Source organism: Paenibacillus lactis (assembly GCF_017873605.1).
GTDB lineage: Bacteria > Bacillota > Bacilli > Paenibacillales > Paenibacillaceae > Paenibacillus_AQ > Paenibacillus_AQ lactis.
The window spans coordinates 99,725-122,388 of the sequence record NZ_JAGGKI010000016.1 but is presented as its reverse complement, the minus strand read 5'-3'; the positions used below and the strand labels follow the sequence as shown (position 1 = coordinate 122,388).

At 53.9% G+C, this 22,664-nt stretch carries 18 protein-coding genes; 15 read left to right on the top strand and 3 right to left on the bottom strand.

Annotated features, from left to right (window positions below; all coding sequences use genetic code 11):
• Positions 1-33: 33 nt before the first annotated feature.
• The 7 genes from J2Z18_RS23830 to J2Z18_RS23800 all read left to right on the top strand — a co-directional run bounded on the left by J2Z18_RS23830 (position 34) and on the right by J2Z18_RS23800 (position 8,978).
• The gene (locus J2Z18_RS23830; protein WP_007128511.1) at positions 34-2,103 is read left to right on the top strand and encodes a bifunctional rhamnulose-1-phosphate aldolase/short-chain dehydrogenase; all 2,070 of its coding nucleotides are present in this window, start codon (positions 34-36) and stop codon (positions 2,101-2,103) included.
• A 125-nt stretch (positions 2,104-2,228) separates the two neighbouring features.
• Positions 2,229-3,485, top strand: a complete 1,257-nt coding sequence (gene rhaA, locus J2Z18_RS23825) for an L-rhamnose isomerase (RefSeq protein WP_007128510.1) — start codon at positions 2,229-2,231, stop codon at positions 3,483-3,485.
• Between the two features lie 113 nt (positions 3,486-3,598).
• The gene (locus J2Z18_RS23820; protein ID WP_210095460.1) at positions 3,599-5,080 is read left to right on the top strand and encodes a rhamnulokinase; all 1,482 of its coding nucleotides are present in this window, start codon (positions 3,599-3,601) and stop codon (positions 5,078-5,080) included.
• 19 nt (positions 5,081-5,099) lie between these two features.
• On the top strand, positions 5,100-5,876 hold the full coding sequence (rhaR, locus tag J2Z18_RS23815) for a rhamnose catabolism operon transcriptional regulator RhaR (RefSeq protein WP_007128508.1): 777 nt from the start codon (positions 5,100-5,102) through the stop codon (positions 5,874-5,876).
• A 126-nt stretch (positions 5,877-6,002) separates the two neighbouring features.
• Positions 6,003-6,740, top strand: coding sequence for a (Fe-S)-binding protein (locus J2Z18_RS23810; RefSeq protein ID WP_007128507.1), 738 nt, complete (start codon positions 6,003-6,005; stop codon positions 6,738-6,740).
• The gene (locus J2Z18_RS23805; protein ID WP_007128506.1) at positions 6,727-8,235 is read left to right on the top strand and encodes a LutB/LldF family L-lactate oxidation iron-sulfur protein; all 1,509 of its coding nucleotides are present in this window, start codon (positions 6,727-6,729) and stop codon (positions 8,233-8,235) included. Before J2Z18_RS23810 ends, J2Z18_RS23805 begins: the two co-directional genes overlap by 14 nt.
• Positions 8,232-8,978, top strand: a complete 747-nt coding sequence (locus J2Z18_RS23800) for a LutC/YkgG family protein (protein ID WP_007128505.1) — start codon at positions 8,232-8,234, stop codon at positions 8,976-8,978. The genes J2Z18_RS23805 and J2Z18_RS23800 overlap by 4 nt, the downstream gene beginning before the upstream one ends.
• A gap of 168 nt (positions 8,979-9,146) precedes the next feature.
• On the opposite strand, the gene J2Z18_RS23795 is transcribed toward J2Z18_RS23800, so the two are convergent.
• A complete protein-coding gene (locus tag J2Z18_RS23795) occupies positions 9,147-9,947 on the bottom strand; it encodes an N-acetylmuramoyl-L-alanine amidase (protein ID WP_007128504.1) in 801 nt (266 codons plus the stop codon).
• Positions 9,948-10,157: 210 nt separating this feature from the next.
• On the bottom strand, positions 10,158-11,012 hold the full coding sequence (locus J2Z18_RS23790) for an SDR family oxidoreductase (RefSeq protein ID WP_007128503.1): 855 nt from the start codon (positions 11,010-11,012) through the stop codon (positions 10,158-10,160).
• A gap of 241 nt (positions 11,013-11,253) precedes the next feature.
• Between J2Z18_RS23790 and J2Z18_RS23785 the strand changes: the two genes are divergently transcribed.
• The gene (locus tag J2Z18_RS23785) at positions 11,254-12,765 is read left to right on the top strand and encodes a UDP-N-acetylmuramoyl-L-alanyl-D-glutamate--2,6-diaminopimelate ligase (protein WP_210095459.1); all 1,512 of its coding nucleotides are present in this window, start codon (positions 11,254-11,256) and stop codon (positions 12,763-12,765) included.
• Between the two features lie 18 nt (positions 12,766-12,783).
• Positions 12,784-13,884, top strand: a complete 1,101-nt coding sequence (locus tag J2Z18_RS23780) for a PQQ-dependent sugar dehydrogenase (protein WP_007128501.1) — start codon at positions 12,784-12,786, stop codon at positions 13,882-13,884.
• Positions 13,885-14,047: 163 nt separating this feature from the next.
• On the opposite strand, the gene J2Z18_RS23775 is transcribed toward J2Z18_RS23780, so the two are convergent.
• The gene (locus tag J2Z18_RS23775; protein ID WP_007128500.1) at positions 14,048-14,695 is read right to left on the bottom strand and encodes a helix-turn-helix transcriptional regulator; all 648 of its coding nucleotides are present in this window, start codon (positions 14,693-14,695) and stop codon (positions 14,048-14,050) included.
• Positions 14,696-14,980: 285 nt separating this feature from the next.
• Here J2Z18_RS23775 and J2Z18_RS23770 point away from each other — a divergent pair, with 285 nt between their 5' ends.
• The 6 genes from J2Z18_RS23770 to J2Z18_RS23745 all read left to right on the top strand — a co-directional run bounded on the left by J2Z18_RS23770 (position 14,981) and on the right by J2Z18_RS23745 (position 22,658).
• Complete coding sequence (locus tag J2Z18_RS23770; RefSeq protein WP_007128499.1) at positions 14,981-15,217, top strand: ferredoxin family protein; 237 nt, start codon at positions 14,981-14,983, stop codon at positions 15,215-15,217.
• A gap of 1,573 nt (positions 15,218-16,790) precedes the next feature.
• Positions 16,791-17,948, top strand: coding sequence for an ROK family transcriptional regulator (locus tag J2Z18_RS23765; RefSeq protein ID WP_210095458.1), 1,158 nt, complete (start codon positions 16,791-16,793; stop codon positions 17,946-17,948).
• Positions 17,949-17,975: 27 nt separating this feature from the next.
• Positions 17,976-18,980 (top strand): asparaginase, encoded by a 1,005-nt coding sequence (locus tag J2Z18_RS23760; protein ID WP_210095457.1) that lies wholly within the window; start codon positions 17,976-17,978, stop codon positions 18,978-18,980.
• Between the two features lie 118 nt (positions 18,981-19,098).
• Positions 19,099-20,691: a glutathione ABC transporter substrate-binding protein gene (locus J2Z18_RS23755; protein ID WP_007128495.1), complete on the top strand. Its 1,593-nt coding sequence runs from the start codon at positions 19,099-19,101 to the stop codon at positions 20,689-20,691.
• Positions 20,692-20,804: 113 nt separating this feature from the next.
• Positions 20,805-21,731, top strand: coding sequence for an ABC transporter permease subunit (locus J2Z18_RS23750; protein WP_007128494.1), 927 nt, complete (start codon positions 20,805-20,807; stop codon positions 21,729-21,731).
• Positions 21,732-21,743: 12 nt separating this feature from the next.
• Positions 21,744-22,658: an ABC transporter permease gene (locus tag J2Z18_RS23745; RefSeq protein ID WP_007128493.1), complete on the top strand. Its 915-nt coding sequence runs from the start codon at positions 21,744-21,746 to the stop codon at positions 22,656-22,658.
• Positions 22,659-22,664: the final 6 nt, after the last annotated feature.

Here is a 22,664-nt window from a genome sequence, read left to right as displayed (position 1 = left end):
CAATCGAAGACATGAATCGGAGGGGAAGTTTTCATGGTACAGAGCTTATGGGAACATTCGAAGGCGCAGCAGGCGCAGAATACGCGTGAGGAGCTTGTTTACCGCTCGAATCTGATCGGCGCCGACCGCCGTGTCTGTAATTGGGGCGGTGGTAACACGTCAAGCAAAACAACGATTAAGGATTTCCGCGGCAAAGACGTTGAAGTTATGTATGTCAAGGGAAGCGGTTCCGACCTTGCCACGATGAAAGCGGGCAATTTCACAGGTCTGCGAATGGAAGACATCCGGCCGCTGTTTGAACGCGAGTCGATGACGGATGAAGAAATGGTCGCATATCTTGGTCACTGCATGGTCGATGCCAAGGACCCTCGGCCTTCCATCGAAACGCTGCTGCATGCTTTCCTTCCGTTTCCGCATGTGGATCATACCCATCCGGACGCCATTATCAGCTTGTGCTGCGCACATAACGGCAAAGAAATCGCGCAGGAAATTTTCGGAGACCGGTTTGTGTGGGTGCCGTATGTACGTCCTGGCTTCACCCTCTCCAAGATGATTGCCGAGGGCGTGCTCGCCAATCCGAAAGCCGAGCTCGTATTGATGGAGAAGCACGGCCTCGTTACCTGGGGAGATACATCCGAAGCATGCTACGCCCAAACAATACGGATTATAAGCGAGGCGGAGGCGTATATCGAGGCGCGGATCGATGACAGCAAGCTGTTCGGCGGACGGAAGTTTGCTCCTCTGCCTCAGGACGTCCGCAGACGCATTGCCGGCGAGATCATGCCAGCTATTCGCGGCGCGGTGAGCGACAGCAAGAAGATGATCCTGACCTTCGACGACCAGGATGATGTGCTGGATTTCGTATGCGGCAGCGATTCGCCGAAGCTGTCTCAGGTCGGTGCAGCTTGTCCCGATCATCTGGTTCATACGAAGGTGGTTCCGCTCTTTATCGATTGGACGCCGGATGCGGATGACGCCCAAGGGCTGCAAGAGAAGCTTGTAGCTGGAATTGCGGCGTACAAGGAGCAGTATCAGGCTTATTTTGAACGGAACCGGCACGAAGGGGACGTCATGTTCGAAGCCGCCCCACGCGTTATCCTCATCCCGGGGCTCGGCATGATTAATACCGGCAAGAGCTGGGCGATGTCCCAGGTCAGCGGCGCGCTTTACCACCGTGCCATTGCGGTGATGCGCGGGGCGACAGCGCTGGGTGAATTCGTCTCCCTGAGCGAAAATGAATCCTACAACGTGGAATATTGGCCGCTGGAGCTTTACAAGCTGACCCTTGCTCCGGCCGAGGCGGAATTCTCCCGGCAAGTGGCATTCATTACCGGCGGTGCCGGCGGCATCGGCAGCGCAGCGGCTCGCAGGCTCGTCGCCGAGGGGGCGCATGTCGTGCTGGCCGATTTGAATCTGGAAGGCGCGCAGAAGGTTGCGGAAGAGATTAATGCGGCATACGGCGATGGCCGTGCCATTGCCGTAAAAATGGACGTAACCGACGAATCCGCGGTGCAGCAGGCCTATCATGAAACTTCCTTGACGTACGGCGGTGTGGATATCATCGTGAACAATGCAGGTCTTGCGACATCAAGTCCGCTCGATGAGACGTCGTTGAAGGAATGGAACCTGAATATGAATGTACTTGGGACCGGATATTTCCTCGTAGCCAGAGAGGCCTTCAAGCTTATGAAGGTACAAGGCATCGGAGGCAGCATGGTGTTCATCGGCTCCAAGAACTCCATCTATGCCGGCAAGAACGTGACTGCCTACAGCTCCGCGAAAGCGCTGGAGGCGCACTTGGCACGCTGCATCGCGGCCGAGGGCGGAGAGTACGGCATCCGGGTAAATACCATTTTGCCGGATGCCATCCTGCAGGGCTCGGCGATCTGGAACTCGAACTGGAGAAACGAGCGGGCGGCCGCTTACGGCATCGAGCCGGATCAGCTCGAGGAGCATTACCGCAAGCGCACCACGCTGCTGGTTAATATTTATCCGCAGGACATCGCTGAAGGCATCGCCTTCTTCGCTTCGTCGAAATCCTTAAAGACTACCGGATGCATGCTGACGATCGATGGCGGGGTTCCTGCCGCATTTACTCGCTGATCAGACAGAAGGCAACAAGCTGGACTCCTTGGTGAAGCATCCAGGCCGTTCAGGCACGGCCATGAAAGGAAGCAGGGGCTTGTCCCCTGCTGACCTTATCTTTTTATGAGGCGGGAGGTACCAAGATGAGGCAGGATATTGCACGGAATTATGAAGAGGCGAAGAAGCAGTACGCATCCCACGGCATCGATGTGGACCAGGCGCTTGCCGAGCTCTCGGACATCAAAATATCCATTCACTGCTGGCAGGGAGACGATGTGCGCGGCTTTTTGTTCCGCGACCAGGAATTGTCGGGCGGCATCTCCGTTACGGGCGAGTATCCGGGCGCCGCAAGCACGCCGGAAGAGCTGCGGGCCGATCTGACCAAGGCGATGTCCATGATACCGGGGACGCACAAGGTCAATTTGCACGCCATTTATGCGGACACGGATGAAAGCGTTGACTTGGATCAATTGGAGCCCAGACATTTTCAAAAATGGGTGGATTGGGCGAAGGAACAGGGCATCGGTCTGGACTTTAACCCAACGTGCTTCTCCCACGACAAGTCCAAGGACGGCTTTACGCTAAGTCACCCGGATCCGGAAATCCGTCAATTCTGGATTGACCATTGCAAGGCTTCCCGGCGGATCGGCGCCTATTTCGGCGAGCAGCTGGGGCAGACCTGCGTCACGAACATCTGGGTTCCGGACGGTTACAAGGATGTTCCGGTTGATAGGATGGCTCCAAGACAGCGGCTCAAGGATGCGCTGGACGAGATTTTCGCCGAAGAGCTGAATCCGGCCTGGAATCTGGATGCGGTGGAGAGCAAGCTGTTCGGTATCGGCTCAGAGGCGTATGTCGTCGGATCCCATGAGTTTTACATGGGGTACGGAATGCGCAATAACAAGCTGATCTGCCTGGATGCAGGCCATTTCCACCCGACGGAAGGAATCGCCGGGAAGCTGTCATCTTTAGCGCTGTTCACGGACGGCATTCTGCTTCATGTTAGCCGCCCGATGCGCTGGGACAGCGATCATGTCGTCATTATGGACGACGAGCTGCTGGAGATTGGAAGAGAGCTCGTGCGGAATCATTTGCTGCCAACGACGCATATCGGCTTGGATTTCTTCGATGGAAGCATCAATCGAATTGCTGCCTGGGTGATCGGAACGCGCAATACGATCAAAGCGCTGCTGAGAGCAAAGCTGGAGCCGACCGAGAAGCTGAAGCAGGCGGAGCTGGATGGCGATTACACCACACGCCTGGCTTTAATGGAAGAGTTCAAATCGTATCCGTTCGGAGCCGTCTGGGATTATTACTGCGAGAAGATGGGCGTACCTGTTCGGGAGGAATGGCTTGCCGAAGTCAAGCGTTATGAGCAGGATGTGCTGCTGAAGCGATAAAGGGATGCGGCATGCTGCAGTGAAATCAGTATAATTAAACAGCTATGGACCGAAATAGTGATAGCGTTCTCAAGAAAAAGTCTACAACGGGACCAGAAGGAGGCTTGGGATAGGTGAGCGTTCTTGCGTTTGACTTAGGAGCAAGCAGCGGCAGAGCGATGCTCGGGCGGCTGAATAGCCGGACCATCGAAATGAAGGAGATCCACCGGTTTCCGAATGATCCGGTTCGCGTCGGTGACCGGTTTCAGTGGGATATTCTAAGGCTTTATCACGAGATTAAGCAGGGACTGCTCCGGGCAAAAGGGGAACAGGAACTGCCTGCCAGCATCGGCGTCGATTCATGGGCGGTCGACTTCGGCCTCCTTGATGCCCGGGGCGAGCTGCTCATGAACCCTTACCACTATCGGGATCCGGCCACGGAAGGGGTCATGGAGCGGGTGTTCCGCGAAATCCCGCCTGCCGAGATCTTCAGCCGGACAGGAATTCAATTTCTCCCGTTCAATTCCATTTACCAGCTCGTTTCCATTCAGCAGTTAAGGCCATTTCTGCTTCAGGAAGCCGGCAGCTTCCTGATGATTCCCGATCTCCTCCGGTATTTCCTTACCGGAGAGATGGTCAGCGAGTTTACGAACGCCACGACGACCCAGCTGTATAATCCCGTAGCCCGCGGATGGGACGACGAATTACTCAGGAAGCTGCACCTGCCTTCAAACATCTTTCAATCCGTGCTTCAGCCGGGGACGATGGCCGGCAAGCTGCGCGAATCCGTAACCGGCGAGCTCGGGCTTCCTTCGATACCGGTCTACGCGGTTGCGGAGCATGATACCGCCTCTGCCGTCGCAGCCGTTCCGGCGCTGGAACGTTCCTTCGCGTATCTGAGCTGCGGAACCTGGTCCCTGATGGGGACGGAGGTTGAGAGACCGGTCCTGACCGAAAGGGCAAGGGAGCTGAACTTTACGAACGAAGGGGGCGTCTACGGCACATTCCGCCTGCTCAAAAATATCATGGGGCTGTGGATTTTGCAGGAAGCGAAGCGTTCTTGGGAGCTCGAGGGCGTATTGTACTCGTATTCCGAATTGGTTATGATGGCAGAAGCGGAGCCTGCATTCGCCTGCTTTATCGATCCGGACGACCCGGTGTTTCTGCCGGCCGGAGACATGCCGAAACGGATCAGGGAATATGCGGCTCGAACCAACCAGAAGCCGCCGCAAACCCCAGGCGCAATCGTACGATGCATTATGGAGAGTTTGGCGCTGCGTTACCGGCAGGTGCTGGAATTGACCGAGGCGCTGTCCGGTCAAGCCTTCAAGGGGCTGCATATGGTCGGCGGCGGCATTCACAACGAATCGTTGTGCCAGTGGACGGCGAATGCGATCGGCAAGCCGGTATGGGCCGGTCCTGCGGAAGGGAGCGCCGCCGGCAATATGGCGGTGCAATGGATTTCGCTTGGCGAGCTTTCGGATATTTGGGAGGCTCGTGCCGTAATTAGAGACTCCTTCGAGGTTCGCGTATATGAGCCTGCGGATGTCCCGTTATGGGAAGAAGCCTACGGTTTGTTCAAGCAAAGAACCGGAGGGAACACAATACAACAATAGTAAGGATGAGGGCGGTTTCATGCTGGTTGCTGAACGATATGAGAAAATTGTACAGTTGGTCAACGAGAGAGGAAGCATCCGTGTTGCGGAACTTAGCCGGATATGCGGCGTGACGGAGGAGACGATTCGCCGGGATTTGGACCGGCTGGAGGAATCGGGACGCCTGCGCCGTTCGCACGGGGGCGCGGTCAGCGTGAAGGATCAACCGGAAATTCATCGGTCGCAACCGGAGGTGCCGTACGCGGAACGGGAAATTATGAATGCGGCGGAGAAGCAGCGGATCGCGGAGGAAGCGGTAACCTTGATTTCGCCGAACGACCGGATCCTGCTGGATGCGAGCTCGACCGCGTGGTATATGGCCCGGATTATTCCGGATATCCCGCTGACCGTGCTGACCAACTCCATCAAGGTGGCGGCTGAGCTTAGCGCCAAGGAGAAGGTGCAGGTCATCTCGACCGGCGGCATTTTGGCCCATCGTTCGCTGTCATTTGTAGGGCCGCTTGCGGAACGGTCGCTGGATGCGTATTACGTGGATAAAGCGTTTCTCTCCTGCAAAGGCGTTCATTTGGAACGGGGGCTCAGCGAATCCAACGAGCTTCAGGCCAGAATCAAGCATAAAATGATGGGCATGACCGATCAGGCCATTGTCTTGGCCGATGCCAGCAAATTCGGCGTTCAGGCTTTTACCCAGGTTGCCGATCTGTCGCAGGTGCACATGATCATCACGGACCGCCGGCTGCCGGATCACGAGGCAGAGCCCTATCAAGCGCTGGGCATCTCGTTTCGATCGGTTTAGTCTTGATCGGCTTGTTCCGTACGGCCCATGTCATACAGTCCCCCGCAAGGGGGGCTTTCTCGATCATTCGACTCGGCAGAGTCATTTTTTATACATCATAATGTGTGCTAAGCGGGGTGGAGGAAGTTGAAAATATCATTATTTGTCACATGCCTCAGCGACGCTTTGTTCCCGCGGGCGGCTGAGTCCATGACCCGGCTGCTGGCGAAATACGGCGTTAAGCTGGAATTTCCGGATATTCAGACCTGCTGCGGTCAACCGGCCTTTAACAGCGGGTATTGGGACGATGCGCGAACTTCTGCGCGCACCATACTCGATGCTTTTGAAGACAGCGATTTTGTGGTTGCCCCTTCGGGCTCGTGCACGTATATGATCCACCATTATTCGGAGCTGTTCAAGGGAGATGCCGAATACCTGGAGAAAGCGAAAGCGCTTCAATCCAAAGTCTATGAATTTTCGCAGTTCCTGGTCGACGTCATGGGCATCTCGGATGTAGGCGCTTATTTTCCGTATAAAGTTACGTATCATCCTTCCTGTCACGGCAGCCGCTTGTTAGGCATCAAGGATGAGCCGATTCGCCTCTTAAACGGCGTTAAGGGCTTAGAGCTGGTTCCGCTGCCCTATGCTGAAGATTGCTGCGGCTTCGGAGGCACCTTTGCCGTGAAGATGGCCGACATTTCCGGTGCGATGGTAACCGAGAAGAGCGACCACGTGCTGGAAACGGAAGCCGAAGTGCTTGTCGGCCTGGATATGGCCTGCCTGCTGAATATTGCAGGCAATCTGCGGCATCGGGGAGAAAAGGTTCGGGTGATGCATCTGGCGGAGCTGCTGTATGAGGGGGTGAGCGTCCATGAGCGCGGCTGAGAAAGGTCAGACGGTAAAGGAGCGTGCCCGCGATGCTTTAGGAAACGATTTTCTGCGCAGCGCGGTCCGGTTTACGACCGAGCGGCTCCGGCTAGGCAAGAAGCTGGCAGCGGAGGAGCATGGCAACTGGGACGATTGGCGTGAGCGTGGGCGGCAGATCCGACTGCATACGATCGCTCATCTGGATTACTACTTGAATGAGTTTGCGGAGAACGCCCGGGCGAACGGCGCTCATGTCCATTTTGCCGATACGGCCGAGGAAGCCGTTGCGATCTCTCTTGAAATCGCTAAGCATGCATCCGCGAAGTCGGTAGTGAAATCGAAGTCAATGGTTTCGGAGGAGCTGCATCTCAATCAGGCGCTCGATTCCATCGGCGTGGAGGCGATTGAAACAGACCTTGGAGAGTACATTATCCAGCTGGCGAATGAAACGCCTTCCCATATCATTATCCCGGCCATTCATAAAAATCGGCATCAAATCGCAGGACTGCTGTCCCGGGAAGCGGGAGAGGATTTGCCTGCGGACACGGCGGTATTGGCCGGCTTTGTCAGAACGAAGCTGCGCGAGAAGTTTTTGGCGGCGGATATCGGTATGACCGGCTGCAATTTCGCGATCGCGGAGACCGGTTCGATGGTGCTGTTCGAGAATGAAGGGAATGCAAGGATGGTCACGACCGTTCCGAAAACGCAGATCACCCTGATGGGGATGGAGCGGATCATTCCTTCCTGGTCAGACCTTGAAGTGATGGCGACATTGCTGCCAAGATCGGCGACGGGCCAGAAGCTGACCGTCTATATGTCGGGGATTACGGGACCGCGGAGGGAGCAGGATGCGGACGGACCGGATCAGATGCACATCATCATTATCGATAACGGCCGATCCCTTCAGCTGGGCGATCCGGAATTTCAGGAGCTGCTGAATTGCATCCGGTGCGGAGCCTGCCTGAATGCTTGTCCGGTATACCGGCATATTGGCGGTCATGCTTATGGCGGCACTTACAGCGGTCCGATCGGCGCCGTGCTGACGCCGGCATTGAAGAAGAACGTCGCGGAATGGGACGATATCGCCAATGCTTCAAGTCTGTGCGGAGCCTGCTATGAGGCGTGTCCGGTCAAGATTCCGCTGCATGATATGCTTGTCTACCTGCGCAGAAGGAAGGTCGAGGCCGGGCGCGGGAACAAGGCGGAGACGCTGGGAATGAAAGGCTTCTCGGTCGTGATGGGGAATGCGAAGCGGTACCGAAATGTCGTCCGGCTGGGTAAGCTCGGTCAGAAGCTCGTCGTTCGCAACGGTGAGATTCGTGCCCGAATCGGGCCGTTGAAGGGATGGAATACGTACCGGGTGACCCCGGAGCTGCCGAAGGATTCATTCCGGGACCGCTGGTCGAAGGTTGAACAGGAGCTGTACAGCGAGTCCGCACCGATGAACCCTGAAGTGGCCGACAGGCTCAGTAAGCTGATGGACCAGCGAAAGAACGGAGGGCATGGTCAATGACGAATCCAGTACAGCCTGACGAGTGGCTGAAGCGACTGGAAGCCCGGTCGCGGGCGAAGCAGGAGACTTTTATGGACGGCATCGCCGCTAAATTGGGCCGGGAGCGGGTTCGGACAAGGCCGAAGCATCCGTTCCGGGGCGCGCCGGATTTCTGGAAGGAATTCCAATTGCCGATTGAGGACCGCATTCGCCAGTTTACGGCGAATTTTGAAGCCGCCGGCGGTCATGTAGTGAGGGTGAAAAACCGGGCGGAGGCGTCAACGTTTATCGTGGATAAAGCTTCCGAGATGAGCGCGGGATCGATCCTGATCAACGACGAAGTGGAGCTCTCCACATTAAACCTTGCGTCGTCGCTTCCGGATGCTATCGTACGCAGCTGGAACGAGGATCAAGATGAGAATTGGCGGGCCGTTGCATCCCGCTCCGATATCGGAATCGTCATGGCGGATTATGCGGCCGCTTATACCGGTTCGCTCGTCGTTACGTCTTCGCCGGCCAAGGGGAGATCCGTCAGTTTGCTGCCTACCGTCCTGATGGCGATCGTACCGGTTGACCGGATGGTTACCCGGTTAGGCGAGATTCTGGTGCGTTTTGATGAAGCGGGGCGGGAGCAGCTGCCTGCAGGCATTCATTTTATATCCGGACCGAGCCGATCCGCCGACATCGAGAATGATCTCACGATCGGCGTTCACGGCCCTGGAATCGTGTTTGCGATATTGGTGGATGATGATTCCGATGCATAGGCGGCCGTTTGAGGCGCCCATGCCGTTGGCCAGCTTCTAGATGGATGACACATGGTCTTAGGTTGTGCGTGGTTCAACCAACGCAAGCAATCGATTCAAATCGACTCATTGACAAGAGGCTGTTCCCGGAAGAATGAACCCGGGACAGCCTCTTTGCAGTCCAATCGTTTATTTTTCGTCCTCCAGGTCTTGCAGACGTTTCTCCAGCGCCTTAAGCTGCTCCTGACTTCCAGACATCATGGACAGGATATCTTTGCGTAATCGGTTGAACACAATGGCGCATTCCTCCCGCGTAATCGGTGCGCCCGGCCGGCTTCCGTCAAAATAACCGTTCTTGGTCATCTCATCCCAAGCCGCGGCTGCCCAGGGACTTACCACATGAATATCGCGTCCCGGTTGATCCACCTGATTCCCTCCTTTTCGCTGAAGTCCCAAAGCCTTAGCAATCCCAGCCGTATGGCCGGCCGCCAAAGCGCTCATAACCTCCTGCCGTTTCAATAGGGCAGCATCCGCTGCAACGTCTACAAACAGATTCTCCGTGAGGACTGCAGGCATAGCGCTTTCGCGAAGCATGTGGAGGTTTTTGGTCTTTTGCCCGCGATCCGTTATCCCCAGCGGCTTCAATGCCGACATGATTTCTGAATGAAGCACATTATGAAATGCGGTTGAAGCTGCGGAAGCATGAGGGTACCGATAGCTTTCAAATCCTCCGGAGCCGCCGCCGGCATTGCAGTGAATGGACACGAGAATATCCGCTTTCTCCCGATTGGCTGCAGCGGTCCGGTCCGGCAGTTCAACAAAAACATCGGTAGAGCGGGAGAGGAATACCTTCACGCCGTCATATTCGGATTCCAGTCTTTTTTTGACGGCAAGAGATAATGCAAGCACAATATCCTTCTCCTGCAACCCGTTGGCAGTGGCGCCCGGATCCTTACCTCCGTGTCCGGCATCGATCCAAACCTTCTTCAAGATGTTTCACCGCCTTTAAGGATTGTGAGGTCCTGATAACCGATCAGCCGATGCGGCGAGCGGGAGGGCCAAGGATTTCTGGCCGCGGGACGGTTGTGTGCTGGCCGATACGATTTACCCGCCGCAAGGACAAGGATCATATATTAGGGTACGCCGATTCGGTACATTTGGTGTTTGCTCCTGTCCATCCGAGGCAGAAAAAGAAGTGGATTACTTTCCTTTCCGCGTCAGCTCGGCCAGCTTATCCCATTGCTCGCTCGTAACCTCGGACAACGCGTTGAACTGCCCGGCACCCTGCAGCCACTCACCGCCATCGATGGTTATGACCTCACCGTTGATATAGGACGCATGGTCCGAGATCAGATAAGCGGCCAGATCGGCGAGCTCCTTCGGACGGCCGACCCTGCGGAGAGGAACGCGATCCACCAGCTTCTGCTCAAGCTCGGGCGTGGGGGAAAGCCTGGACCAAGCCCCCTCCGTCGGAAAAGGTCCCGGTGCGACTGCGACCTGTCGTATTCCGTATGGGGCCCATTCCACTGCCAGTGAACGGGTGAGCGCAAGGACGCCTGCCTTCGCGGCGGCGGAAGGAACGACATAGCCTGATCCGGTCGATGCGTAGGTGGTTACAATGTTAAGCATTGTTCCCGGATGGCCTTGATCGATCCAACGTTTGCCAACTTCGAGCGTAGCATAGAAGGTACCGTGCAGGACGATATTAAGCACGGCATCGACGGCCCGCGGCGACAAGCGTTCGGTCGGACTGATGAAATTGCCGGCCGCATTGTTGACGAGCACGTCGATCCTCCCGTAATGCGCTTCGGCAGCGTCCACAAGCTCGGCGATTTGGGCGGGATCCCTCACGTCACAGGTCTTATACCATACCTCGAGCCCTTGGCCTCTGAAATCCTCGGCAGTCTGCTTTAACCGTTCTTCGCGGCGTCCGCATAGGGCGAGCCGGGCCCCGAGCTTCGCGAAGGTCTCTCCCATTGAACGGCCCAGTCCGGTAGCTCCGCCTGTAATCAAAACAACCTTTTCCTTAAGCAAATCACCTGCGAACAACCCCATGCTCATCTTCCTTTCGTATTGAATTCTGGATATGACCGTGTTTGTTGATGTATTCGTTCATACCTAAAAAGTTCTGTACGAATGCGCGATAACCCTCTTAACCATTGGAAACGCTTACGGATGATGTTTCAATTTCTATGCGGAAGGTTAGGTTATTTAGAAATGTTAGACTAAACGCATATCTCGTCGCTAATTCTACATCCTATAGGACACGATACCATCACGAGACGAGGAGCCTTGCATGAATCTGAAATCATTGACGGACGGGCTGATTCTGAAGACGATTACCGGCACTACTTCGCTAGAGATAACGAATCTGGATACCGACTCCCGCAATATAAAGCCGGGAGGTCTGTTCATTTGCGTGCCCGGATTTCGTGTCGACGGACATGACTATGCTCGCGATGCCGTTACGAATGGGGCGGTTGCTGTCGTTGCGGAGCAGGACCTGCCGGATCTCCCTGCGGATGTGACCTGTATCAAGGTCCCGGATGTGCGCCGTGCGCTGCCGATTCTCGCGAACGCTTTTTTTGGCAATCCTACCGGAAGACTTAAACTAATCGGCATTACAGGGACAAACGGCAAGACGACGACCACCCATATGGTGGAAAAGGTATTGAATGACTGTGGGCGAAAAACAGGCATTATCGGCACGTTGTATATGCGGATAGGCGAGCATGCTGAGCCCACTCTCAATACGACGCCGGATACGATCCAGCTCCAGCGGTATTTCCATGCCATGGCTGCGCGTGGAGCGGAATATGCCGTCCTGGAAGTGTCCTCGCACGGTTTGGATCTGGGGCGGGTGCGGGGATCTGATTTTCAAACCGTCGTGTTTACGAATTTGTCCCATGATCATCTGGACTATCATTTGAATATGGACAGCTACCGCAACACGAAGGAGCTCCTCTTCTCCCAATTGGGCAACAGCAGCCGGGATATGCAGAAGAAAGCCGTGCTGAACGCCGACGACGAGGCATCTGCGTATTATGCGAAGCGAACATCGGCGCAGGTCGTGACCTACGGCATAAAGCAGCCTGCACATATACGCGCCGAGGATATCCGCCACGCTTCGGAGGGATGCAGCTTTATGGTCCGTTCTCCTTGGGGAGACGGGCGTTTTTCTCTGAAGGTCCAAGGAATGTACAATGTCTATAACGCGCTGGCAGCGATCGCCGTCAGTTTAGTGGAAGGGATTCATTTGGAGGACATTCGGCACAGTCTTGAGCAATTTGCAGGAGTTCAGGGCCGTTTTCAAGAAATACAAACCAATAAGAGCTTTCGGGTCGTGGTCGACTATGCCCATAATCCCGACGGGCTCAAGGCCGCTCTGCAGTCGGCAAGATCCATTACCTCGGGCAAAATGATCTGTGTCCTCGGGTGCAGAGGGGAGCGAGACCGGCTGAAGCGGCCCATCATGGCCGATATCGCCGCCTCGCATAGTGACTATGTGTTTTTTACGACAGATAATCCGTTTTCAGAGGATCCGGAGGTCATCCTGGCGGAGATGCTGGACGGTCTGAATGCCCGGGAATCGATCAATTGGGAAGTCGTTCTGAACCGTAAAGAAGCGATCCAGCGAGCGGTGGAGATGGCAGGGGATGAGGACCGCATCATCATTACCGGCCGCGGTCATGAACGACGTTACGCCGCGGGCGGAACAACCGAGTTGTTCAGCGATGAGGAGATTGTGCTCCACTCGATTGCCGAATCTGAAGGAGGCATTCAGACTGCGATCGTCCCAGACTTATAAGAGCAGAGGAGTGGTGCGATGAAACGATATGTTTTCATACCGTATGTCTTGATTACGGCGATTATGCTGCTGATGACGGCATGCTCGGGCAGTTCCGCTCCCCCGTCTTCGGGAGGGGAAGAACGTAGGGGAAACGTTGAGCGTGGTACTGACGTTTCTTACAAAGTGCTTGCCGAGTATTTGGAAACGCCGTGGGCCATCGATTTTCATGGGGAGGTCATCTTTCTTAGCGAACGGGAAGGGAATATCGTTCAAATCCGGGATGGCGATTTATCGAGACTGCCTGTAGTCACGAGCAAGCCGATTGCCTCCATTGGCGAAGGCGGTCTGCTTGGTTTCGTCCTTGCACCCGATTACGAGGAATCCAACGCGGCCTATGCCTATCATACGTATGAACAGGATGGGGCGGTCAAGAATCGGTTGGTGCTTCTTCAAGAGAATGCAGCGGCGTGGAAGGAGACGGATGCTCTCATCGAGGACATCCCGGGATCCAATGTGCATAATGGCGGAAGAATCGCGATCGGTCCGGACGGCTTCCTCTACATCACGACCGGAGATGCAGGTAATGGCGAGCTGGCGCAGGATCCGGAGAGCCTGGCGGGGAAAATCCTCCGAATCTCGCCGGACGGCTCGGTTCCAGCCGATAATCCTATGCCGGATTCCTATGTATACTCGTTCGGGCATCGTAATGCACAGGGCCTTGACTGGAATTCCGACGGAGAGCTGTATAGTTCCGAGCACGGACCTTCTGGGACCCCTGGTGGGCACGATGAAATCAATAAAATCGCCGCCGGCGCCAATTACGGATGGCCTGCGATGATAGGCGACGCGAGGGAGAGCGGCATGGAACAGCCGGTATACCACACTGGCGAAACTGCATTAGCCCCTTCAGGTGTGGCGTTCGACAAGCAGGATTTACTGTATGTCGCTACTCTGCGAGGCAGCAAGCTGTACCGGTTTGATCCGGATAAGGCCGAGCTTGAAACGGTGCTGGCGGGCGAGGGAAGACTTCGGGATGTGAAGGTGCAGGACGGCCGAATCTATGTGATTACCAATAATACGGATGGACGGGGCGTGCCTGGTGAACGGGATGACCGGCTGCTTGTACTGGAATTGTAGATGCTGATTCATAATCGGTTATTTCGGGAATAAAATAAAGCAAGAAGATGTACGAGCCTTGGGTTAAGGGCTCTATCGGGGTGAGAGGATTCGCGTACAGGGCGATATAAAAAAAGAACGACCCATCCTGTATGGACGGGTCGCCTCGTGGCAAGAATGGATATTACGTTTGCGCTTCATGCTGCTTGTTGCGTATGTGGTACACGCATTTTTTGCCGCCTTTGGCCAGGCATTCGGTACGCTCCACATCTGCCCCGAGCAGTGACCGGAATAAGTCCAGCTCGCAGCGGCAGGCATGCTGATAGCGGCTTGCGACCTGAGAGATGGGGCAGTTTAATTCCTCGAGAATGAACTCTTCTTCGGCGACCTTTTTATATTCAACCATGTACCCGTTGTCATTCTGAATTTGCGCAAGCGCCGCGACCCGTTCCTCTAATGCGTCCGCAGCGACGGTAGGCGAATATTTGCTTCGCAGCGTCTCTTTCCGCTTATCGAACAGCAGAGAGATCATCTCATCTCCTGCCTCATCCTGCAGCTCTTGGAGCAGGTCCAGGGCGAGGGAATGATAGTTTCTAGGGAAGAAATCCTCCGCAGATTCGGTAAGACTGTATAGGGAAACGGGTCTGCCCATGGGCTGCTTCACCGTTCGAAATGTAATATAGCCTTCATTCTTTAAGCTCTCCAGATGGCGCCGAACCGCCATTCCGGTAATTCCGAGCGCCTCGGTAATGGACTTTGTGCTCAGCTCGCCGTTTATTTTTAATAATTGCATGATATATTCGCGTGTGCTGTAAGCGACTTCTTGTTCCATAATAATCACCGCCTTGATTCTCGATGAGTAGCTTCCACAGCTGTGTTGATTGAGATGAAAGCAATATGTCTCATCTTATGTCTTTGGTGGATAGAAGTCAACCGATTCGCCTGGATTTTCGGCATCCGTCGGGTGCGGGCCGATTGACATTCGGCTATGCTCCCTACATAATTATGATATATTTTAGTATACAAAGTATGGAAATTGTAGATTTATGATTTTGCAGCAGATTTCGACCGGACGAATCATGGATGAATGATCACACATGGGAAGGTGGAATAACCGATGTATGTCATTGGATCGGCTTGTATTGAAGAGAAGGCGGGAGAATGCGTTGATGTGTGCCCTGTAGACTGTATCGAGGAAGGCGACGACCAATTCTATATCGATACGGACATTTGCATCTCCTGCGGCGCCTGCGAGGCTGCCTGCCCGGTGGCGGCGATCTATTATTTCGAGGATTTGCCCGAGGATCAGAAGCATTATTTTGATAAAGCGGTTGAGTATTATAGGAGCAAGTAAGTCGCTCCGGTTTGAGGCTATCCGCTCTGTTGTTCGTCCGTTTCCGGAATGGAATAGTAAGCAGTAGAAACGGACTCCCAAAGGATCGGCTATCCTCAAACCTTCGCTGGGGGGTTGGGACCGCGCCCTGACCTTCGGTAGGGCGAGCAAACCAAAGGCAAGTGCGAGACAGGCCACCTTGAATGAGGTGGCCATTTTTGGCGCTGAGGCTTGGAGATATCCGCTCTGTTGTTCGTCCGTTTCCGGAATGGAATAGTAAGCAGTAGAAACGGACTCCCAAAGGATCGGCTATTCTCAAACCTCCGCTGGAGGGTTCGGGACCGCGTCCTGACCTTCGGTAGGGCGCACAAACCAAAGGCAAGTGCGAGACAGGCCACCCTTGAATGGGTGGCCATTTTTTGGGCTCAGGCTTGGAGATATCTGCTTTATTGTACGTCCGTTTCCGGAATGGAAAAGTAAAGCAGTAGAAACGGACTTCCAAAGGATCGGCTATCCTCAAACCTTCGCTGGGGGTGTGGGGGCTCGCCCTGACCTTCGGTTGGGCTAGCTTGTTGAAAAGCGAAGGCCGCCCATTAGTATGGGGTGGCCCCTTCATAGAAAAAAACATGGAAAAGAGTCTTCTATGCCTTTTTTTTCGCTTAAATAGGTTTTTTTGATAAACGATTAACGTTTCGCATAAGGGAACGCTATCTGGTGTTTCTATATACATAAGCAAACAAAATTGCGATATTTATGGATTTCATGCTCAGCTCAGGGTTTGTTTGACTTATAGCCAACACTGGTTGATACGGTTCAGAAGGAACGGTATCAATCATAATCGTTCAAGGAGGAGCGAGGATGATGAAGAAAGACATAGATTAGCAATAGATCGTCCTAATCGCACGGTATTGGACATCTACTGCGTCCCTGCTTTGTGTGTTCCAACGTGTTATTTCAGAAATTCCCTTCAATACCCATCTAATGCCCCGTATAACCGCTCCCTAAACAGCAGTATCAAAACACCAGCCCCATATTCAATAACTAAAACAACAACCCAAACAACAACCCAAACAACAAGCCCAATATGCGCCAACCCAAAAAACGACCCACTCACTTCCCCGACGCCACCGCAATTAGACACGCAAGCCAACTCACACCATAACACTTAATGGACAAGGCTCAACGGAAAGCAGCTGGAGTTCCCCGCCGCTGGATCAGACCGCTGTTCTTAGAATTCATTTCTTCAGTGGATTAATTTTGATATTTCCGATAGTGACCTTCGCTTTTTTGAAAATCGTTATGTTAGGTACATGTCATATTGTACGCCTGTAAAAACCAAATGTATCCGTACAGGAGAGCTGTGTTTTTTCAGAGTAAAATTGAAATGCTTACATTGGTAATAAAAATTTGAGGAAAATTAAATGTGTCATATATATTGACACATTCACAAATGACATTTTATTATTAATATCATCACTGGAGAATAAAAATGAAAAATATGATATTTAACACAGATTTTTGATGATTAACCACCTAATAAGTTGGAAGAATGCGCTAATTAATCTATTGATGAAATTAAATAGGGGATGTCTTCATGAAAAAGCATGACCAGGATTTTATGAAGCGGCAGAACAGACTTACGGTGTTCCAGATCATCAAGAATGAACAGCCGATTTCAAGAGCAGCCATTGCGAAGCAGACGGGCATGAGCCCGACGACCGTCAGCCGGATTGTAGCCGAACTGACGGATGAGGGATATGTGCACGAAACGGAGGAGCAGGTTTCCGCCGGGCGCGGAAGAAAATCCTCGCTCATCCGACTGCTGGATACCGCGGTTATTTCGATTGGCGTGGAACTGGACCGTGATCGGGCGAATATCGGATTCGTCGATATCCAAGGAAACGTTCTGTGCAGCGAGAGTTTCAGCAGACCGCCGAACGAGGAGGCGAGCACGACCGTAGCGAGGATTGGAAGCACGATCGAGGATCTGATTGCGACTGGCGGCATCGACCGCAAGCGCATCGTGGGCATCGGCGTCGGGCTTCCCGGCATCATCGAGGTCCAGGAGGGGATTGTTAAATTCTCCGTACAGCTGGGCTGGAAGAATATCGGCCTCGCCGACCTGCTTCAGGACGTGACCGGGTTTCAGGCTGTCGTGGACAATGAGTTGAAGGTAAAGGCCCTAGCCGAACAGTTGAAGGGCTCCGCCTATGGTTCGAATCGGACGGTTCTCCTCGGCTTTGGTAATGGCGTCGGCTCTGCCTTGATTCTTGAAGGCGAAATCTATCGCGGGGTGACGAACAGCGCGGGGGAAATCGGGCATACGACGGTGGACCCGGAGGGCATGATGTGCGACTGCGGAAAGGCCGGTTGTTTGCAGACGTATATCAACATCCCGTCCCTATTGTCCGAAGCGAGTAAAATCAAGCCGGTCCGCACGATCGAGGAGCTGTTTGCCGAGCGGCGTGCGGGTACTCACTGGGCCTGCTACTTAATCGATCGCGCCCTTGCGTATATGGCCATCACGGTCAATAACGTGGTCAGCATGTACAACCCGGACAGCGTCATCCTGAGCGGCGAAATCCTGGACAAGTTCCCGGAGGTGCATGAAGAGATCGTCAACCTTTGCTCGAGGTATGTGTGGGAGCCGCTTCAGGGCAGCTTTTCCATCGTCCGTTCCAAGCTGCATGAGGAAGGCGTCATGATCGGCTCGGGTATGGTGGCGCAGGATCGTTATTTTCAATTGAATTAATTCATCAGGAGATCGGGGGAAATAATCATGAGATTTGTTCCATTGGTAGAGGAATACCGCGGCAATGTGCTGGAAAATGTCCATTACGGCGCGGTGAGCGTCGTCGATGAAAGCGGGAAGGTGCTCTATGCGGCAGGCGATCCCCATCATATGACGTTTTTGCGCTCTGCTGCAAAGCCTTTTCAAGCACTGCCGGCTATGAAGCGCCGCATTGACGAAGTATACGGACTGACCGGCGAGGAGACGGCTCTGTTTGCGGCTTCCCACCGGGGAGAGAGCTTCCACATTGATGCCCTTGAATCGCTCATGGGCAAAATTGGCATCCAGGAGGACGCGCTCCACTGCTGCGCTACATACCCCTTGAACGAGGATGCGAAGGCCGAGCGCCATCAGAACCATGAGGCGAAGCGCCGGATTTTCCACAACTGCTCCGGCAAGCATAGCGGAATGATTGCATTGTGCAAGCATATGGGCTGGGATGAAGCGACGTATTACCAACCCGAGCACCCGCTGCAAAAGGAAATCCTTGAAACGCTCGCCGATATCGCGGAAGTTCCGGTATCCTCCATCCCGCAAGGGATTGACGGCTGCGGCCTGCCGATCTTCGCGATTCCGCTGGACCGGATCGCCTATTCATTCTTGAAGCTCGCTTGTCCGGATTTGATCCGGGACCCGGAGACGGCAGAAGCTGCAGCAAGGATCGCGAAGGTGATGAACGAATACCCCGATATCATCGCAGACACGAAATTCGTATGCTCTGCACTTTTGAAGGATGACAACCTGACTGCCAAGGGCGGTGCTAAAGGAGTATACGGCATCGGGCTTCGGAAGGAACGATTGGCGATTTCCCTTAAGGTATCCGACGGTTCCGAGCAGGTATGGCCATGCATCATCGCGACCATTTTGGAGCGGCTGGGTTATAGCAACCAAGCCACGATCGACCGGCTGTACGAGCTCGTGCCGAACGAAATTTTCAACGATGGTGGAACGCTTGTAGGTGAGCGCCGCGCCGTATTTGAATGGAACAAATAAAGGGTGCGTATTTGAATGCAGCAAATAAAGGGTGAGGAATTCGGGTGCTCCTCGATCCATTCCAGGGCATGCCGAGTGAATCTATAGATTCTTTACTACATCAAAGGGGGAGTAAACAATGAGATTCAAGAGTAGAACATGGTCACTGCTCATGCTGTTGCTTGCATTTACAATCGTAGCATCAGCTTGCGGCGGCAAAGGCAGCGGAAGCAGTGAAGGGGCCAGCAACGCCGGCGGGGAAAGCAAACCGGTGACGAAAAACAACAAGGATATCACCATCGCGATCAACGCCAATTTCCTCACGATGGATCCGCATAATGCCGGCGATACGCACTCGATCTCCGGTGCGCGCACGATGTACGAAGGCTTGATGGGTTTCAATGAAAAGATGGAACTCGTTCCGGTCTTGGCTGAAGATTACAAAGTCAGCGAAGACGGTCTGACTTATACGTTTAATCTTCGTAAAAACGTGAAATTCCATGACGGCACCGACTTCAATGCCGAAGCTGTAAAAGCTAACCTGGATCGCATACTGGACGAAAAGAACAATCTCAGAATGCGCCGTAGCTTCTCGACGGTATCCGACGTGAAAACACCGGATGAGAATACGGTTGTCATAACGCTTAGCCAGCCGTACAGCGCATTCCTGAACAAAACCGCCATGGCGCTCATGATCAGCCCTAAAGCGCTTAAAGACGGCGTGGATGTAACGAAGAATGCGGTAGGAACAGGCGCATACAAGTTCAAGGAATGGGTTCAAGGCGATCGTTTGGTTGTCGTGAAGAATGAAGAATACTGGCAGGAAGGGCTTCCGAAGGTGGACAGCATCACGTTCAAGCCTGTACCGGAGAACGGTTCCCGAATTGCCATGCTGAAGACCGGCGAAGCGGACTTCATCTACCCGATGCCGACGGAGCAAGTATCCGAGGTCGAAGGCGATTCCAACATTGTGGTGGATAAAATCGATTCGACGATCGTTCGCTATATCACGCTGAACACGATGAAGAAGCCGTATGACGATCTGAAGGTTCGTCAAGCGATCAACTATGCAATCGATAAGGATGCCTATATCAAGGTTGTTAAATCCGGTCTTGGATCTAAGCTGAAGTCTTCCATGTCCTCCATGACCCAGTACTATTCGGAGCAATCCGGTTATGACTATGATCCGGAGAAAGCAAAGGCGCTGCTCGCGGAAGCGGGATATCCGGACGGATTCGAAGCCGAGATCTGGGGCGAGAACGATTCCGAGACGATGAAGGGCATGCAGTTTATTCAGCAGCAGCTTGCGCTTGTCGGCATTAAGGTTGAAGTGAAATCGATGGAAGGCGCGACCTTGTCCGATCAGATCAACTCGGCTACGCCGGAAAATGCGAAAATCCAAATGTGGTACGTGAGCTGGTCTCCTTCTTCCGGCGATGCGGACGGTGCGACGAAAGGTCTGTTCAGCAGCGAGTTCTTCCCGCCTGCAGGCTCCAACACCGCATATTACAAAAATGATAATGTCGATCAATGGATCAAGGATGCAAACGCATCGGTTAATCCGGACGAAGCTAAAGAAATCTATGCCAATATCCAGAAGCAAATCTGGGAAGACGCTCCATGGGTGTTCCTGGGCGTTGACCAAGTCATTACAGGTAAACGCGCTTATCTGGACGGCGTGAAAGTATTCCCTGACGGCTCGATCAATGTATTGAATGCCGAAGTGAAGTAATTCTGGCAGCACGGGTTTGCTGAAATGTTGAACTAGGGTGGGCCGCCTCTTTTGATGATAAGGAAGCGGCCCATTTATTTTTAAGGCTGGCATGTTGAAAGGAGGCTTATCCTTTGGGAAGATATGCAATTCAGAGGCTGCTGGGTGTCATCCCTCTGTTATTCATTGTGTCGATACTTGTGTTCATGTTTATTCACCTGATTCCCGGAGACCCGGCACGGCTTGTCGCAGGTAAGGAAGCCACCCTTGAGGAGATCAACGGGATACGGGAGCAGCTGGGACTAAATCTGCCGCTGTGGCAGCAATATGTTAACTATATGGGTGATCTGTTGAAGGGTGACCTGGGTGTTTCCATTACCTCCGGACTGCCGGTCGTGGATATGCTGGAAAGCCGGTTTTTTCCGACGATCGTGCTAACGTTTACGAGTCTTGGCTGGGCGCTGGTCATCGGACTCTTGATCGGGATCGTGTCCGCCGTCAATCGCGGCAAATGGCCGGATTACCTCGGGATGCTCACTGCCATTTCGGGAATCTCCCTGCCGGGCTTCTGGCTGGGTCTCGTTCTGATTCAAATCTTCTCCGTCGAGCTGGGCTGGTTCCCAACCGGCGGCGTTGACAGCTGGCAATCGTATATTCTTCCTTCGTTCACGCTCGGTGCGGGAATTATGTCCATGCTCGCACGGTACTCCCGCACGTCGATGCTTGAATCGATGCGTGAGGATTATGTCCGGACCGGACGGGCGAAGGGTCTGCGGGAATTCGTCGTTGTCGGAAGACACGCGCTGCGCAATTCCTTGATTCAGGTCGTTACGGTAGCCGGGCTTCAATTCGGCTTTTTGCTCGGGGGCTCGGTCATGGTCGAGACCGTATTCAGTATTCCGGGAATGGGCCGGCTGCTGGTCGATTCGATCGCGTTCCGGGATTATACGGTCATTCAGGCGCTGCTCCTGATGTTTGCGACCGAATTTATTCTGATTAACCTGATTGTCGATTTATTATACGGTGTACTGAATCCAAAAATCCGGTATGCATCGAAATAGGAGGGGGAGCTCATGAGCGACAATTCTTCAGTAACGGTCCATTCATCCTCCGTACCGGGGGAGGCTGTGGTGAACAGCCCGGTCAAAGGGAAGTTCAGCACGTTTGTATCCAAGTTTATGAAGCAAAAGCTTGCCGTCGTATCCGGCGTGTTCATCTTGATATTGCTGGTGCTGGCCGTCATCGGCCCGCATATTGTTCCATATCCTCCGAATGAGCCGAACTATGATGCAATGATGCAAGGCCCTTCGGCTGCGCACTGGGCAGGGACCGATGAATACGGACGGGATATTCTCAGCCGTCTGATCGACGGAACCCGGCTGACGATGTCGGTCAGCCTGAGCGCCGTATTTATTTCGGCTATTGCCGGTACGATTTTGGGGCTTATCAGCGGCTATTACGGCGGCTGGATTGACCGCCTGATCATGCGCGGAAGCGACGTTATGTTCTCCTTCCCGGATCTGCTTCTGGCAATCGGCATCGTGGCGATTCTCGGTCCGGGCTTGTCCAATGTGGTCATTGCGGTAGCGGTATTCGGAACGCCTTCCTTCGCCCGAATTATCCGAAGCGTGACGCTGTCCGCGAAAGAATCGCTGTACGTCGAAGCTGCCCGCTCGATGGGCGCGAAAAACAACCGGATCATCTGGAAGCATATCTTCCCTGAAACGGTTCCGAGTATCATCGTCAACGTTTCGATGAAGATCGGCGGAGCCATTCTCGCGGCGTCCTCCCTCAGCTTCCTCGGGCTTGGCGCCAAGCCGACGGAGCCGGACTGGGGCGCGATGCTCAGTATGGGACGCGATTATTTAAGCATCGCACCGCACATCGTATATTTTCCGGGTCTGCTCATCTTCTTGACGGTTCTCGCGTTCAACCTGATCGGCGATGGACTTAACGATGCGCTGGATCCGAAGTCGAAGAACGAATAGGGGGGA

Bases quoted from the DNA above. Each gene is read 5' to 3' on its own strand.
- J2Z18_RS23780 (WP_007128501.1), top strand. From the start codon at position 12,784: ATGAAACGATATGTTTTCATACCGTATGTCTTGATTACGGCGATTATG.
- J2Z18_RS23775 (WP_007128500.1), bottom strand. From the start codon at position 14,695: ATGGAACAAGAAGTCGCTTACAGCACACGCGAATATATCATGCAATTA.
- rhaR (WP_007128508.1), top strand. From the start codon at position 5,100: ATGCTGGTTGCTGAACGATATGAGAAAATTGTACAGTTGGTCAACGAG.
- J2Z18_RS23765 (WP_210095458.1), top strand. From the start codon at position 16,791: ATGAAAAAGCATGACCAGGATTTTATGAAGCGGCAGAACAGACTTACG.
- J2Z18_RS23755 (WP_007128495.1), top strand. From the start codon at position 19,099: ATGAGATTCAAGAGTAGAACATGGTCACTGCTCATGCTGTTGCTTGCA.
- rhaA (WP_007128510.1), top strand. From the start codon at position 2,229: ATGAGGCAGGATATTGCACGGAATTATGAAGAGGCGAAGAAGCAGTAC.
- J2Z18_RS23760 (WP_210095457.1), top strand. From the start codon at position 17,976: ATGAGATTTGTTCCATTGGTAGAGGAATACCGCGGCAATGTGCTGGAA.
- J2Z18_RS23770 (WP_007128499.1), top strand. From the start codon at position 14,981: ATGTATGTCATTGGATCGGCTTGTATTGAAGAGAAGGCGGGAGAATGC.
- J2Z18_RS23800 (WP_007128505.1), top strand. From the start codon at position 8,232: ATGACGAATCCAGTACAGCCTGACGAGTGGCTGAAGCGACTGGAAGCC.
- J2Z18_RS23745 (WP_007128493.1), top strand. From the start codon at position 21,744: ATGAGCGACAATTCTTCAGTAACGGTCCATTCATCCTCCGTACCGGGG.
- J2Z18_RS23805 (WP_007128506.1), top strand. From the start codon at position 6,727: ATGAGCGCGGCTGAGAAAGGTCAGACGGTAAAGGAGCGTGCCCGCGAT.
- J2Z18_RS23785 (WP_210095459.1), top strand. From the start codon at position 11,254: ATGAATCTGAAATCATTGACGGACGGGCTGATTCTGAAGACGATTACC.
- J2Z18_RS23790 (WP_007128503.1), bottom strand. From the start codon at position 11,012: ATGGGGTTGTTCGCAGGTGATTTGCTTAAGGAAAAGGTTGTTTTGATT.
- J2Z18_RS23830 (WP_007128511.1), top strand. From the start codon at position 34: ATGGTACAGAGCTTATGGGAACATTCGAAGGCGCAGCAGGCGCAGAAT.